Here is a 15020-nt window from a genome sequence, read left to right on the forward strand (position 1 = left end):
CCCTATCGTCCCAGCTGTGGCAGTGCGCCACCGGCGACCGCAGGCAAGATGGTGACCTCGTCGCCGTCGTCGATCGTGGTCGCGAGACCACCGGAGAAACGCACGTCCTCGTCGTTGACGTAGATGTTGACGAAGCGATGCAGCTTGCCCGCGCCCGCACCGTCTGCGGCGACGAGACGTTCCTTGAGGCCCGGGTTGGCGGTCTCGAGATTGTCGATGAGCTCCGACAGCGTCGAGCCGGAACCCTCGACCCGCTTCTCGCCGCCGGTGTGCGTACGCAGGATGGTCGGGATGGACACGGTGACCGTCATGGTTGATTCAGCTCCTGATCTCGATGGGTTCTTCGGTGACTTCACCGTCGATGATGCGGTAACTCCGAATCTCGGTGTCGTCGGCGTCGCGCGTGGACACGAGGACGTAGTGCGCTTGGGGTTCGCTGGCGTAGGAGACGTCGGTGCGGCTCGGGTACGCCTCGGTCGCAGTGTGGGAGTGATAGATGACGATCGGCTCCTCGTCGTTGCGGTCCATCTCCCGCCACACCTTCAGTTGCTCCGTCGAATCGAAGCGGTAGAAGGTCGGCGACCGCTCGGCGTTGACCATCGGGATGAAGCGGACGGGACGGTCGGAACCCTCCGCGCCTGCGATCACCCCGCACGCCTCGTCGGGATGGTCCGCGCGCGCATGCGCGACCATCTGGTCGACCAACTCCTGGCTGATCTGCAGCACTCGCTCTCCTCGAGGTGAACGGATAAACGTCGTGACGAACAACGTGCCCCTCGGCGCCGCTATTCCGAAACCAGGCCGCTACGCGATGCCGGAGGTGGTGATCGCCGACGGCGCGAGGTCGGCGTAGGAGGGCACGCCCGCCACCGAATCGGCCGCCAGCACGGCGTTGACGATCGCGCGCTGAGTGACCGTCACGGCGACGCGGCAGATGTCGGCGAGGACAGCGACGTCGGGGTTCATCCCCGCCGGCACGAACGCCGAGGGCTCGGTCGGATGTGCCCCCGTGGCAACCGCGAAGATCGTGTCTCCGTCGAGCGGCGAGTGCACGGGGTGGATGGCGCGGGCGAGACCGTCGTGCGCCGACATCGCGATTCGACGTACCGACGCCGCGTCGAGTTCGGCGTCGGTCGCCACCACGCCGATCGTGGTGTTGAGCACGGTCTGCTTGGCAGCGACGTCGGCCAGTCGCGCAGTATCCGAGCTGTCCGGGCGGCGAGTTCGTAATACGCGAGGTCGTGATCTGTTGCACCCCAAGGCAATCCGGTATCGGGGTCGATCACCGAACCCACCGGGTTGGCGACGATCAGCGCGCCGACAGTGATCCCCGACGCCGCGCCGGTCTCGATGCGCGACGACGCCGTACCCACTCCGCCCTTCAGTCCACCCGCCCGGGCTCCTGCCCCTGCGCCGACGCTGCCCTGAGCAACCTCGACACCCGCAGCCTGCAGCGCCGCGTGTCCGAAGCTCGCGTCCGGACGGTTGGTCCACCCGCCCATCGGGAGGTCGAAGATCACGGCCCCCGGAACGATCGGGACCACGCCGCCCCGGGCGTTCATCGGTAAGCCGCGACCCGACTCCTCGAGCCCGGCCATCACCCCGTCCGCGGCGGCGAGTCCATAGGCGCTGCCGCCGGTGAGCACTATCGCGTGCACCGTCGTGACGGTGTTCGACGGGTCGAGAAGGTCTGTCTCGCGAGTCCCCGGACCGCCGCCCCGCACATCGACGGCCGCCGTCGGGGCACCCGTCGCCCCCTCGGGTGCGCTGACCACCACGACCGTCGTACCGGTAGCCCATCCCGTTCCCGGCGCATCGTCGGGTCCGCCGAGGCCGAGCGTGGCGTCCGCGTCGACGAGGTGATGATGACCGACGGCGATGCCCGCAACATCGGTGATCCGATCGCCGACGGGGGCCCAGCCGGTAATCACATCGTCGCCTCGACGAGCAGCTCCTGAATGACGGTCAGCCAGTGATAGACGTCCAGGTGAGCAGCGTGCGGATGGTCGGCCGGGAGCTGATCGGGGGTGTCCTCGGAGATCCCGAGCATCGCGCCCAACGCGAGGCGGACATCGTTGAGCGCTGTCAGCCAGCACATCGCCTCCTCCTCCGTGAGCGCGACATCGCCGCCGCCGTCGGGAAGGGTCGCGAGCATCGTCGTCGACGCCGCGAGCTTGGCGTCGATGATCTTGGGTTCGTTGACACTGCGTAATGCCGCATTGAGCCGCCCGTTGACGGCGTCTGCGGTGAGTTCGGTGTCCTGGTCGGGGCGGTGGAAGTCGGGCAACAAGCGTCCCAGGGTCGCGTCCGTCGGGGCGCTCGAATGTCCGGTCCGGATCCCGGTCAGCTCGGCGAGGTCGTCGCGCGGCGCGCTCTCCTCACGTTCGGTGAGCAATTCCGACATCGACGCCACCATCGACGCGAGGAGCTCGGATTCGTGCGACTCCAACGACGTCGTGTACCGCACCGAGCGTCCTCGGCCCTTGCGTTTGAAAACGCGCACTCGTATATCCCGCCCGCTGCTAGCTGTCGCGCTGCATGGTCGCCCACAGACCCGCGGCATGCAGTTTCGTCACGTCGGATTCCATCTTGTCGCGGTCGCCCGACGACACCACGGCCTTACCCTCGGTGTGCACCTGCATCATGAGCTGATTCGCCTTGGATTCGGAGTATCCGAAGACCTTCTGGAACACGAACGTCACGTAGCGCATCAGATTGACCGGATCGTCCCAGACGATGGTCACCCAGGGACGGTCGAACGCCGAGGCGGAGTCGGCAACTGCCGGGTCGGCCACGGCCGTGCCACCGCTACCACCGCCACTTCCGGGGGTAGCCTCATGCGCACGAATATCGTCAGGCGCCATACAAACTAGGGTAAGGGATCGTGACCATCCGCAACACCGCCCTGCTCACCGACCAGTACGAGCTCACCATGGTCTCCGCCGCGCTGCGGCAGCCGATCGCACACCGGCAGTGTGTGTTCGAGGTGTTCGCACGCAGGCTCCCCGACGGCCGCAGGTACGGGGTCGTCGCAGGCACCGCTCGCATCCTCGACGCGCTGACACAGTTCCGGTTCGGCGAAGACGAGATCGCCGTCGTCGAACGTTTCCTCGACGACGAGACCGTCGAGTGGCTCCGTAACTACGAGTTCACCGGCGATATCGACGGCTATCGCGAAGGTGAGCTGTACTTCCCCAACTCGCCGATCCTCACGGTGCGCGGAACCTTCGCCGAGGCAGTGGTGCTCGAAACGCTGATCCTCTCGATCCTCAACCACGACAGCGCCATAGCGTCCGCCGCCGCCCGCATGGTCAGCGCGGCAAGCAGGCGCCCGATCATCGAGATGGGATCGCGTCGCACGCACGAGTGGGCCGCCGTGGCGAGCGCTCGGGCCGCCTATCTCGCGGGTGTCGCCGCCACCTCCAATCTCGAGGCCGCGCGCACCTACGGCGTCCCGAGCGCGGGAACCGCGGCACACTCGTTCACCCTCGCGTTCACCGATCCCGAGGGCCCCAACGAGAAGGCCGCGTTCGCCGCACAGATCGAGACGCTCGGCGTCGGCACCACGCTGCTCGTCGACACCTTCGACATCACCCAGGGCGTGCGCAACGCCGTCGAGGTGGCCGGTCCCGAGCTCGGCGCCGTCCGCATCGATTCCGGCGACCTAGGTGTGCTGGCACGGCAGGTCCGCGAGCAACTCGACGAACTGGGTGCCCCGAACACCAAGATCGTCGTCTCCGGTGACCTCGACGAATATGCGATCGCGTCGCTGCGCGCCGAGCCCGTCGACACCTACGGCGTCGGAACCTCGTTGGTCACCGGCAGCGGCGCCCCGACTGCGGGCATGGTCTACAAACTGGTCGAGGTCGACGGCATCCCCGTCGCCAAACGCGCCAGCCACAAGGAATCGAAGGGCGGCGCGAAGAACGCCGTGCGGGTCGCGCGTCCCACCGGCACCATCGTCGAGGAGATCCTCTACCGCGACGGAACACCGACACCCGACGTTCCGGGACACGTCGTCCGACCTCTGCAGATCCCGCTGGTTCGCGGTGGCCGTCGCGTCGACGACCTTCCGACGCTCGACGACGCGCGCGCGTTCCTCGCCGAAGGTCTGGTCAGCCTGCCGTGGGAGGGGCTGGGACTCTCGCACGGAGATCCCGCCGTACCGACACGTTTCCAACTCGGCTGACAACCGCGGGAACCGATCCCCACCCGCCCACGTCCAATCATCGAACCGGTAGCGAGCAACCCGGGTACTTCAAGCAAACACAGGTACGTCAAGCAAACACAACCGATCACACAAGCAGCCAAGCCACGACCCGAGGAGATCGGAATGTCCAGCCCACACTTCGACGACGACGTCACCCCAGCCCAAGCGCTCATCGTCGTCGACGTCCAGAACGACTTCTGTGAGGGTGGCGCACTCGGCGTGAACGGCGGCACCTCGGTCGCGCGGTCGCTCAACTCGTTGACCGACGACTACGGCATCGTCGTGGCGACGCGTGATTACCACATCGATCCGGGCGCACACTTCTCCGACGACCCCGACTTCGTCGACACCTGGCCGCCGCACTGCAGGGTCGGGACCGACGGCGTTGCGTTCTCGCCCGAGTTCGATACCTCCGATGTGCAGGAGGTGTTCTCCAAGGGCGCCTACAGCGCGGCGTACTCCGGATTCGAGGGCGCATCTGACGACGGCACCACACTCGCGGACTGGCTGCGCGCCCATGACGTGCGCAGCGTCGACGTGGTCGGTATCGCCACCGATCACTGCGTACGCGCCACGGCAGTCGACGCCGCGAATGAGGGTTTCGACACCCGCGTCCTGTTGAACTTCACTGCGGCAGTCTCCGAACCGACCGCCAACGCCGCGCTGACGAGCATGCGCGACGCAGGCGTCACGCTCGTGGGCGACCTGGTCTATGGCGGACAGGCCGCTTCCTAGTGACGGACCTCTCTGTAGCGAATGCGGCTGCGCCGGACGCCTCTGGGCCAACCGGCTCACGGGCGACCGGGCTGCCGCCGGTGACCGCCCTCCTCGACACCGCCGTGACCGCACTGTCGGGCAAACGCCGAGACGGGCAGGTTCGCATGGCCTCCGCCGTCGCCAACGCAATCGACACCGGCCAGCACCTCGCAGTGCAGGCAGGTACCGGCACGGGTAAATCGTTGGCCTATCTCGTGCCTGCGATCCGGCACGCCGTCGAGTCCGGCGACACCGTGGTGGTCTCCACGGCGACCATCGCACTGCAGCGGCAGTTGGTCGAGCGCGACCTTCCCCGCCTCTCCAAAGCCCTGAAGGGCGCGCTCGGCCGCGAGCCGACGTTCGCGATCCTCAAGGGTCGCGGAAACTACCTCTGTCTGAACAAGATTCACGCAGGGACCGTCGAAGAGCCGGATACCGAACTGTTCGACGCATTCGAACTCTCACGTACCGGCCGGGAGGTCACACGCCTGCGCGAGTGGGTGTCCGACACCGACACCGGCGACCGCGACGACCTCTCCCCCGGCGTCGCCGACCGATCCTGGCGGCAGGTCAGCGTCACCTCGCGCGAATGCCTCGGGGCGTCGAACTGCTCGTATGCCGAGGATTGCTTCGCCGAGCGGGCACGGCGCAAGTCGGGGCAGGTCGACGTCGTGGTGACCAATCACGCGCTGTTGGCGATCGACGCGATGAGTCCGGCCAACGTGCTGCCCGACCACCATGTGGTGATCGTCGACGAGGCGCACGATCTCGTCGACCGCATCACATCGGTGTCGACATCCGACGTCTCTGCCGCGTCGATCGCGGTGGCCGCCCGACGGTGCGGCAAGCTCATCGACGAGGAGACCGTCGACGCACTCATCGGAGCGGGCGAGCAACTCGGCGACATGCTCGACGACGCCCCTAAGCGCGAATGGACCGCCATGCCCGCGGATGCCGCGCTGGTGCTGGCGACGCTGCGAGATCGGTTGTGGCAAGCGCGATCGGCGATCGGTCCCGCGCGCGGGCCGGGAGGTGCCGACGACGGCAAGGGCGCAGCACGGTCGGCGGCGCTGACCTCGTTGGAAGAACTCCACGACACCGCGGTCCGCGTGCTCGGCGCCTTCGACGAACCCGACCCGGCGAAACGACGCGACGTCGTCTGGGTGGCTGACGAACGCGCAGGCAGATCCGAATCATCGACGCGCACCGTGCTGCACATCGCACCGCTGTCGGTCGGCGGACTGTTGCGCGCGACGCTGTTCAGCGAGTCGACCGTCATCCTCACCTCCGCGACACTGACCATCGGGGGTTCCTTCGACGCTCTGGCCGCCACGTGGGGGCTGCCAGCCGCGGGTCGCGGCACCGACACCCCCGTCGCCGACGACATCGCGCTCGGCGTCGCACGCAACGACGCACCCGCGCGCGACGTCACCGCAACGGGCAGCGCTGCACCCTCCGACGGTTCACCGATGCGGTGGACGGGACTCGACGCCGGCTCGCCCTTCGACTATCCACGCTCGGCAATCCTCTACGTCGCACGTCATCTCCCCCGACCGGGCCGAGACTCGATCGCGCCAGCGACACTCGACGAGCTCGCCGCGCTCACCGAGGCCGCGGGTGGCCGCACGCTCGGGCTGTTCTCGTCGATGCGCGCCGCCCGCGAGGCCAGCGAGGCGCTTCGCGCACGCAGCGACCTACCCATCCTGTGCCAGGGCGACGACACCACCGCCGCGCTCGTCGCACGCTTCGCCGAAGACCCCAGGACCTGCTTGTTCGGCACGTTGTCGCTCTGGCAGGGTGTCGACGTCCCCGGACCGTCGCTGTCGCTGGTGATCATCGACCGCATCCCCTTCCCGCGCCCCGACGATCCCCTGCTCGGCGCCCGCCAGCGCGCCGTCACCTCGCGGGGAGGAAACGGATTCCTGTCGGTAGCGGCCAATCACGCCGCATTGCTGCTGGCGCAGGGGGCCGGACGGCTCCTGCGTTCGGTCGACGACCGCGGCGTCGTCGCCGTCCTCGATTCGCGACTGGCGACGGCCGGATACGGCGGCTACCTCCTCGCATCCATGCCACCGTTCTGGCGCACCACCGACCCCGACGTGGTCCGCGCGGCACTCGGCAGACTCGCCGCCGTACCGCTACGGTGAGTCTGACGCCTGGATCTGACATCACGACCCGGCGACGTCACTAGAGTGAACGCAACACCTTGGGATCGATGAGGACTCCCGGCCCTGCGCGTGGCCGCTGACGAGAGGGGGCCGAAGTGATCGGCCGGATGGGCATCGACGACATCCAACCATTGGTCTCCGCAGGGCAATACCCTGCCAAATGTGTTGTCGGAGAATTGATCCCGATCAGCGCGACGGCGTGGCGGGAGGGGCACGACGCCCTCGGGGTCACCCTGCACGTCGAAACGCCCTATCGCACCTCGTTCGACGTCCGCATGTCGCCCGCGAGCGAACCGGATGTCTTCAACGCAGCCATCGTTCCCGACGCCGTCGGCTACTGGACCTTCCGGATCGAGGCGTGGAGCGATCCCTATGCGACGTGGCGGTCTGCGGTCACCAAGAAGATCGACGCCGGCCAGGGCGCGGAAGACCTCGCCAACGACCTCGAGATCGGCGCACGGGTTCTCAGCGAAGCGGCGCAACAGGTCGACGGCACCGACCGTCAACTGTTGCTCGACGCCGTCGACTCACTTCGCTCGAGGCGCAGACGCGTCGAGAACCGGGTGGGCATCGCGTTGTCCGACGAAGTCGTCGACCTTCTCGACGAGCATCCCGTGCGCGAGCTCGTGACCAAGAGTCGCAATCTGCGGATCTGGACCGACCGACGTCGCGCACTCTACGGATCGTGGTACGAGATGTTCCCGCGATCGACGGGAGGCTGGGACAACGACGGCCGTCCCGTGCACGGCACGTTCCTGACTGCGGCCCAAGACCTCTCGCGCATCGCCGACATGGGATTCGACGTGGTCTACCTGCCACCGATACACCCGATCGGTGAGGTCAATCGCAAGGGCCCCAACAACACATTGGTCGCGGCACCAGACGACGTCGGGTCGCCGTGGGCGATCGGGTCGGCGCAGGGCGGTCACGACGCGATTCACCCGAAGCTCGGATCGCAGGAGGATTTCGAGTATTTCCTTTCTCGCGCAAGCGAACTCGGCATGGAGGTCGCTCTCGATCTGGCTCTGCAGACCGCCCCCGACCACCCGTGGGCCACCGAGCATCCCGACTGGTTCACCACCCTGCCCGACGGCACGATCGCCTATGCCGAGAATCCACCGAAGAAGTATCAGGACATCTATCCGCTGAACTTCGACAACGATCGCAATGGCATCTACCGCGCGGTACTCGAGGTGGTACTTGCGTGGAACAAGTTGGGCGTCAAGATCTTTCGGGTCGACAATCCGCACACCAAGCCACCGAACTTCTGGGAATGGCTGATCACCGAGGTCAAGAAGCGCGACAGCGACGTGCTGTTCCTCGCCGAGGCGTTCACCAGACCCGCCCGACTCTATGGCCTTGCGCGCCTTGGTTTCACCCAGTCCTACACCTACTTCACCTGGAAGACCGCGAAGTGGGAGATCGAGGAATTCGGTCGCGAGATCGCCGCGCACGCCGACGAGTCACGGCCCAACCTCTTCGTCAATACCCCCGACATCTTGCACGAGAGCCTGCAACACGGCGGACCCGGCATGTTCGCGCTTCGCGCCGCATTGGCCGCCACGCTGTCACCGACCTGGGGTGTCTACAGCGGCTATGAGCTGTACGAGCACCTGCCCGTGCGCGAGGGCAGCGAGGAGTATCTCAACTCCGAGAAGTACGAACTCCGTCCGCGTGACTACAAGGGGGCCGCGAGCCGCGGCGAGTCGCTCGAACCGTGGATCACGTCGCTCAACGCGATCCGTCGACGGCATCCGGCCCTGCAGCAGTTGCGCGACATCACATTTCACCACCTCGACAACCCCGCGCTGATCGCCTATTCCAAGCTCGACCCGGTGTCGGGCGACCGGGTCGTCGTGGTGATCAACATCAATCCGTTTGGCGCGGAGGAGTCGACGCTGTGGCTCGATATGCCCGCGCTCGGATTCGACTGGCAGGAACGCTTCGTCGGCAAAGACGAGGTCTCCGGTGAGGAATTCGGTTGGGGCCAGGCGAATTACGTACGACTCGAACCGTGGCGCGCCGTCGCACACATCGTCGCCCTTCCACCCCTGAGTCCCGACGCCGCCCGCCGACTCTCCTACCGAATCCAGTGAGCACACCGTGACCAGCACGCAGCCCGACCCCTTCGCTTCCGACCACGACCTTCGACGTCTGATGTCGACGACGCATCCCGACCCGCACTCGTTCCTCGGCGCCCACGACGCCCCGGGCGACTACACGATCCTGCGGACGCTGCGCCCGAACGCCATCTCGGTGTCGGCGGTGATCGGCGGCGTCGACTATCCGATGCACCATCAGACCGACGACCTGTTCGTCGTCACCGTGCCGATCACCGATCTCATCGACTACCGCTATCGCGTCGTCTACCCCGACGGGCACGGCGGCACAACAGAATTCGTCGTCGCAGACGGTTATCGGTTCCTGCCGAGCATCGGTGAGCTCGATCTGCATCTGTTCTCCGAGGGCAGGCACGAGGAACTCTGGAAGGTTCTCGGCGCGCACACCGTCACCTACACCACACCGGACGGCGACGTGCCCGGCACGACATTCTCGGTGTGGGCACCCAACGCACACGGCGTCGTCGTGATCGGTGATTTCGACGGCTGGAGCGGACGGTCGACGCCTATGCGGTCGATGGGACCGTCGGGTGTCTGGGAGTTGTTCATCCCCGACGTCGGCGAGGGCACGCTGTACAAGTTCCGTGTCCACGGCGCTGACGGCACCATCCACGACAAGGCCGACCCGATGGCCAGGCGCACGGAGGTTCCGCCGGCCACCGCCTCGGTGGTCACCCACTCGGACTTCGTCTGGTCCGACGACGACTGGATCGACCGTCGGGTCGCGAGCGAGCCGACACGCGAACCGATGAGCGTGTACGAGGTGCACCTGGGTTCGTGGCGCAAGGGCCTCGACTATCGCGAACTCGCAGAACAACTCGGCGCCTACGTGATCGAGAAGGGATTCACCCACGTCGAGTTCCTGCCCGTCGCGGAGCACCCGTTCGGTGGCTCGTGGGGATATCAGGTCACGTCGTACTACGCACCGACGGCCCGCTTCGGCAAGCCCGACGACTTCCGGTACCTCGTCGACCATCTGCATTCGCTGGGAATCTCGGTGCTCATCGACTGGGTCCCCGCACACTTTCCCAAGGACGAATGGGCGCTCGCACGCTTCGACGGAACACCCCTCTACGAGAACGCCGATCCGATGCGCGGCGAGCAACTCGACTGGGGCACATACGTTTTCGACTTCGGTCGACGGGAGGTGCGCAACTTCCTGGTCGCCAACGCGCTCTATTGGATCGACGAATTCCACGTCGACGGGCTGCGCGTCGACGCCGTGGCATCGATGCTCTATCTCGATTACTCGCGGCCGGCGGGGGGCTGGCGCCCGAACATCTACGGCGGCAGAGAGAATCTCGAAGCAGTGCAGTTCCTGCAGGAGACCAACGCGACCGTCCACAAGCTCTTCCCCGGCGCGGTGACCGTCGCCGAGGAGTCGACGGCCTGGCCCGGCGTGACGCGCATGACCGACCTCGGCGGACTGGGATTCAGCCTCAAATGGAATATGGGCTGGATGCACGACACGCTGGGGTACCTGGGTCGCGACCAGATCCACCGCAGCTTCCATCACCACGAGATCACGTTCTCGCTGATGTACGCGTGGAGCGAGAACTTCGTGCTCCCGCTCTCGCACGACGAGGTGGTGCACGGCAAGGGCACGCTGTGGAGCCGGATGCCCGGCGACTCGTGGACGAAAGCCGCCGGCGTGCGGGTGTTTCTCGCATACCAGTGGTCGCACCCGGGCAAGCAATTGCTGTTCATGGGCCAGGAGTTCGGACAGACCGCCGAGTGGGCCGACAACCGCAGCCTGGATTGGTACCAGCTTCAGGGTTGGGAAGGTGAACTGCACCAAGGGATCTCGGCGCTCACCACCGATCTCAATCGGGTGTACCGCGAGCGCCCCGCTCTGTTCACACAAGACACCGATCCGCAGGGCTACGAATGGATCGACGCGAACGACACCGCGAACAACGTGATCAGCTTTTTGCGATGGGGTTCCGACGGCTCGGTGGTGGCGTGTCTGTTCAATTTCTCCGGGGCCGACCGCAGCGACTACCGCGTGGGACTTCCCCACGCCGGAACCTGGACCGAGATCCTCAACACCGACGCCGCCGCCTACAGCGGGGCGGGCAAGGGCAATCTCGGCTCGGTGCAGGCCGACGGCGAGGGCTGGCACGGCAGGCCGGTCTCGGCGTCGGTCACGATTCCTGCCAACTCGGCGATCTGGCTCGCACCGGCCTAGGGCGCGGCCCGCGCGATCGTCGGAACCAGACGTGACGGCCCGTCGTCGTGATAGCCGTGGTCGGTAGCGCGGCGGAGTAGCGCCTCGACAGAGCCAGGGAAGCCCGCGTCGATACGGCGATCCGTGCTGGCGTGGAGGATATGGGTCAGCGTGCTGCGGGCAGACGCCATGGTGGATACATCACCGGGATAGCTGCCGAGCTCGGCATCCTGCGAGATCCCGGCTCCGACCTCCGCGGCCAGGTGCACTATCGCGGTCAGCCGCTCGGTGAGGTCGTTTGCGTTGAGCCCTTCGGCTCGTCCGAGGGCGACGGCGTGGCTCCACGCTGCCACTGTGCCCCAAAACGCGTCGAGCAGGGCGAGGTCGAGCGCGGCGACAGCGCCGGGGTCGTCGCCGTGGCGCGCGACCTCGGGCGCGATCACCTCGAGCACCGGGAGGGCCTGCTCGTAGATGCTCTCGACGCCACCCAGGACCGCCGTCGAGCCGGGCTGCCCCACCAAGACGGAGGGGGTGAGCATCGTTCCACTCAGGTAGCGGACACCCTGCTTGGTCATCCAGCCTGCTAGCTCACGTGCCGAACCCGGGGTGTCAGACGTGAGGTTCACGACGAGCACGTCCACGCCGGACAGTTCGGCTTGTTCGAGTATGTCGCGCGCAGCGTCGTTGCCCCGCACCGAGATGAGCGCAATGTCGCTGCGACGCACGGCCTCTCGTGGAGTGGTGGCGACATGCGCACCGAGTTCGGCAAGCGGTGCGGTCTTTTCGAGGGTTCGGTTCCAGACGGTCACCTCGTGGCCTGCTGAGAGTAGAGCGCGGGTGATGGCCTGCCCGATCGGGCCTGCCCCGATCACGGTCACGGTGGAAGTCATGCCTCAAACACTCCTGTGCCGCTGCACTTCTCACAAGTACGCACTTTCGCGTTAGGTAGCCACCGAATGGTTAGTATTGACTGATGGCTGATGCTTCGAGCAAGGGTCCGTTCTCCTGCGGACTCGACGCGGCGGTTGCGGTGGTCGGCGGAAAGTGGAAGCCGTTGATCCTGTGGGCGCTGCACGAGCGCCCCTGCCGCTTCGGCGAACTGAGGCGCAACGTTTCGGGTGTCAGCGAGAAGATGCTCACCCAGCAATTGCGCGAACTGGAAAGCGACGGCATCGTCCACCGCGAGGTCTACCGGGAAGTGCCACCACGAGTGGAGTACTCGCTCACCCCGCTGGGACAGTCACTCAACGACGCACTGCTTCCCCTCGGAGACTGGGGTGAAGCCAACCTCGTGACCATCGTCGCCACGCGCCAAACTCCGCGAACTCCCTCGTAGGCTCCTCGCCGATAGCCGGCTCAGAACAGCGCGGCAGCCAGCTTCCGACGAGCGGCCACCACGAAGGGCTCGGCAGGATCGAACAGCTCGAACAACTCGAGCAGTCGGGTTCGTGCACGCGTGCGGTCGTCGCCTGAGGTCGCCTTCACGACGTCGATGATGCGCGCGAACGCTCCCTCCGGATCCTGACCTAGCAGCAGTACGTCTGCGGCCGCGAGCTGGGCGTCGACGTCTGTCGCAGCGGCGTTCTCGACGATCGCCGGGTCATGAGCCTGGGCACGGAGCATGAAGTCGAGGTTGCGCACCAACGATGCGGCCTCGACGTTGTCGGGCTCGGCCTCGGCGATGGCGCGGTAGTCGGCGAGCGCGCCGTCGAAATCGCCCGCGTTCATCTTGTCCTCGGCGGCGATCATGCGCGGATCGTCGGCGATCTCCTGCTCTGCTTGCGGAACAGGAGCCCCGGCGAGCGCACCGCCGACCTGGGCGAGGATCTGATCGATCCAGTCGACGATCTCGGCCTCGGGACGGGCACCGTTGAACGCGGCGACCGGCTGACCGGCGGCGAGTGCGACAACCGTCGGGATCGACTGCACACCGAAGGCCTGCGCGATCTGCGGGTTCGCGTCGACGTCGATCTTCGCGAGGACCCACGAGCCGCCTGACGCGTTGGCCAGCTTCTCCAACACCGGCGACAACTGCTTACACGGACCGCACCACTCCGCCCAGAGGTCGACCAGGACAAGCTGTCTCGTCGACCGCGCGAGGACCTCGGTCTCGAAAGTCGCGTCCGTCACGTCGATCACGTTGCCGCCGGTCGGCGCCGATCCTGCGCTCGGCTGCTGCGCCGCCGCTGCGGGCTGACGTGCCTGTGCTCGTTGCGCCTCGGCCTTCTCCTTCAGTGCGGAGAGGTCGACTGCACCTGACATGGCAACTGTCGCGGCGGCTTGCTGACGTGCTGCGGCGCCGGCCTGAGTGCGTGCAGCATTTCCCTGAGGCCTGGGGGTCGGTCGTGTCACCCCTCTAGTGTGTCATGTGCATCGCGGCCGCTCACCGGTCGTGCAGCGGGACGCACGACCGGTGCGGCCACCAACGCGAACACCAGCGCGCCGATGACCGGTGTCAGACCGACCGACACCCCCGAGCGGCCGGCGATGAATCCGACGATCGCGGGTCCCGACAGCATCCCGATGTAACCGCAGCCGACGACGGTAGAGATGGCACGTCCGCTCGACGACGCCGTCAGATTGCCTGCAGCCGTGAAGATCTGCGGTATCAGCCCTGCGAGACCGACACCGAAAATAGTCCAGCCGACGATCGCGATGATCGGTTCGGGAGCGAAAATCGCCAGGGTGATTCCACAGATTCCGAGCGCCGATCCCGCCCGCACCACCCAGACGGGGCCGAGTCGCGCGGCGATCGGATCGATACCGAAGCGGGCGATCGTCATTGCCGCACTGAACGCCCCGAACGCCACAGCGCCGACCGCGTCACGCGTACCGAAATCTTCGACGATCTGCAGCGCACTCCAGTCGTATGCGGTCCCTTCCGCCAGCATGAGTGCAAACGCCACGGCAGCGAGGACCGCCAGTCGACGCAGGTCCAGTCCGTGCCACCAGCGCGCCTTCGCCGTCGACTCATCGTCGACCGTCGGCCCGGCCGCGTCCGACGGCGTCGTCACGTCGACCAATCCCCCGCCGTCCGGCGCGACCAGCGAACGTGCGCATACCGCGACCAGTATCAGCCCGAGCAGTGACGACACCCCGACGGTCGCGGCCACACCGACCTGCGCCCACAACGTCGCGGCGACGACGAGCGACCCCGCGAGACCGCCAAGCGAGAAGAAGCCGTGAAACGACGACATAATCGGTCGGCGATACGCCCGCTCGACCGCGACTGCCTGGGCGTTCATGGATACGTCGAGGCTGCCGTTGACGAACCCGAAGAGCGCGAGCGCGACGGCGAGCGCAACGGTGTTCGACGCCACCGCCGGCCCGATCATGACCGGACACAGCAGCGTCGCCGCGACCAACGTGGTGGTACGCGAACCGAATCGGTCGAGTGCGTGCCCGCTGACCTGCATGCCGACGAACGCCGAGCCGCCGAGCAACAGCAGAAGCCCGCCGAGTTGCTCGTGCGAGGTCTCCGTGCGAGCGGTGATGACGGGGATATGGGCAACCCACAGCGCAGCGAGGAAGCCGTTCAGGAAGAAGATCGCCAAGACCGCACCGCGCGCACGTGCCAACGTGGATCGTCGAGCAGGCGC

The 15020-nt window shown here is 66.7% G+C and carries 13 protein-coding genes and 1 pseudogene; 6 read left to right on the forward strand and 8 right to left on the reverse strand.

Annotated features, from left to right (window positions below):
• Window positions 1–2: 2 nt before the first annotated feature.
• From ABW18_RS20910 to clpS, 5 genes and pseudogenes are all read right to left on the reverse strand, one after another.
• Window positions 3–311: a MoaD/ThiS family protein gene (locus tag ABW18_RS20910; RefSeq protein ID WP_049700921.1), complete on the reverse strand. Its 309-nt coding sequence runs from the start codon at window positions 309–311 to the stop codon at window positions 3–5.
• 7 nt (window positions 312–318) lie between these two features.
• The gene (locus ABW18_RS20915) at window positions 319–726 is read right to left on the reverse strand and encodes a M67 family metallopeptidase (protein ID WP_049700922.1); all 408 of its coding nucleotides are present in this window, start codon (window positions 724–726) and stop codon (window positions 319–321) included.
• A gap of 78 nt (window positions 727–804) precedes the next feature.
• Window positions 805–1928 (reverse strand): annotated as a pseudogene (locus ABW18_RS20920) (P1 family peptidase).
• Window positions 1928–2503, reverse strand: a complete 576-nt coding sequence (aosR, locus tag ABW18_RS20925) for an oxidative stress transcriptional regulator AosR (RefSeq protein WP_049700923.1) — start codon at window positions 2501–2503, stop codon at window positions 1928–1930. The pseudogene ABW18_RS20920 and the gene aosR overlap by 1 nt, the downstream one beginning before the upstream one ends.
• Before the next feature lie 19 nt (window positions 2504–2522).
• Complete coding sequence (clpS, locus tag ABW18_RS20930; protein WP_049700924.1) at window positions 2523–2864, reverse strand: ATP-dependent Clp protease adapter ClpS; 342 nt, start codon at window positions 2862–2864, stop codon at window positions 2523–2525.
• A 20-nt stretch (window positions 2865–2884) separates the two neighbouring features.
• Between clpS and ABW18_RS20935 the strand changes: the two genes are divergently transcribed.
• From ABW18_RS20935 to glgB, 5 genes are all read left to right on the forward strand, one after another.
• Window positions 2885–4189: a nicotinate phosphoribosyltransferase gene (locus ABW18_RS20935; protein ID WP_049700925.1), complete on the forward strand. Its 1305-nt coding sequence runs from the start codon at window positions 2885–2887 to the stop codon at window positions 4187–4189.
• A 144-nt stretch (window positions 4190–4333) separates the two neighbouring features.
• Complete coding sequence (locus ABW18_RS20940) at window positions 4334–4945, forward strand: isochorismatase family protein (protein WP_049700926.1); 612 nt, start codon at window positions 4334–4336, stop codon at window positions 4943–4945.
• A 71-nt stretch (window positions 4946–5016) separates the two neighbouring features.
• A complete protein-coding gene (locus tag ABW18_RS20945; RefSeq protein WP_049700956.1) occupies window positions 5017–7113 on the forward strand; it encodes an ATP-dependent DNA helicase in 2097 nt (698 codons plus the stop codon).
• Between the two features lie 116 nt (window positions 7114–7229).
• On the forward strand, window positions 7230–9230 hold the full coding sequence (locus ABW18_RS20950; RefSeq protein ID WP_049700927.1) for a maltotransferase domain-containing protein: 2001 nt from the start codon (window positions 7230–7232) through the stop codon (window positions 9228–9230).
• A 7-nt stretch (window positions 9231–9237) separates the two neighbouring features.
• A complete protein-coding gene (glgB, locus tag ABW18_RS20955) occupies window positions 9238–11442 on the forward strand; it encodes a 1,4-alpha-glucan branching protein GlgB (RefSeq protein ID WP_049700928.1) in 2205 nt (734 codons plus the stop codon).
• Here the strand turns inward: glgB and ABW18_RS20960 are convergent.
• The gene (locus ABW18_RS20960; protein ID WP_049700929.1) at window positions 11439–12311 is read right to left on the reverse strand and encodes an NAD(P)-dependent oxidoreductase; all 873 of its coding nucleotides are present in this window, start codon (window positions 12309–12311) and stop codon (window positions 11439–11441) included. The genes glgB and ABW18_RS20960 overlap by 4 nt on opposite strands.
• Before the next feature lie 83 nt (window positions 12312–12394).
• Here ABW18_RS20960 and ABW18_RS20965 point away from each other — a divergent pair, with 83 nt between their 5' ends.
• Complete coding sequence (locus tag ABW18_RS20965; protein WP_049700930.1) at window positions 12395–12757, forward strand: winged helix-turn-helix transcriptional regulator; 363 nt, start codon at window positions 12395–12397, stop codon at window positions 12755–12757.
• 20 nt (window positions 12758–12777) lie between these two features.
• On the opposite strand, the gene trxA is transcribed toward ABW18_RS20965, so the two are convergent.
• On the reverse strand, window positions 12778–13683 hold the full coding sequence (gene trxA, locus ABW18_RS20970; protein WP_049700931.1) for a thioredoxin: 906 nt from the start codon (window positions 13681–13683) through the stop codon (window positions 12778–12780).
• 86 nt (window positions 13684–13769) lie between these two features.
• A complete protein-coding gene (locus ABW18_RS20975) occupies window positions 13770–14999 on the reverse strand; it encodes an MFS transporter (RefSeq protein ID WP_083444485.1) in 1230 nt (409 codons plus the stop codon).
• Window positions 15000–15020 lie beyond the last annotated feature (21 nt).

Source organism: Gordonia jacobaea (assembly GCF_001186365.1).
Taxonomy (GTDB): domain Bacteria; phylum Actinomycetota; class Actinomycetes; order Mycobacteriales; family Mycobacteriaceae; genus Gordonia; species Gordonia jacobaea.

Excerpts from the sequence above, each read along its gene's own strand:
- ABW18_RS20910 (WP_049700921.1), bottom strand. The coding sequence starts at position 311 with ATGACGGTCACCGTGTCCATCCCGACCATCCTGCGTACGCACACCGGC.
- clpS (WP_049700924.1), bottom strand. The coding sequence starts at position 2,864 with ATGGCGCCTGACGATATTCGTGCGCATGAGGCTACCCCCGGAAGTGGC.
- ABW18_RS20940 (WP_049700926.1), top strand. The coding sequence starts at position 4,334 with ATGTCCAGCCCACACTTCGACGACGACGTCACCCCAGCCCAAGCGCTC.
- ABW18_RS20960 (WP_049700929.1), bottom strand. The coding sequence starts at position 12,311 with ATGACTTCCACCGTGACCGTGATCGGGGCAGGCCCGATCGGGCAGGCC.
- ABW18_RS20965 (WP_049700930.1), top strand. The coding sequence starts at position 12,395 with ATGGCTGATGCTTCGAGCAAGGGTCCGTTCTCCTGCGGACTCGACGCG.
- trxA (WP_049700931.1), bottom strand. The coding sequence starts at position 13,683 with ATGTCAGGTGCAGTCGACCTCTCCGCACTGAAGGAGAAGGCCGAGGCG.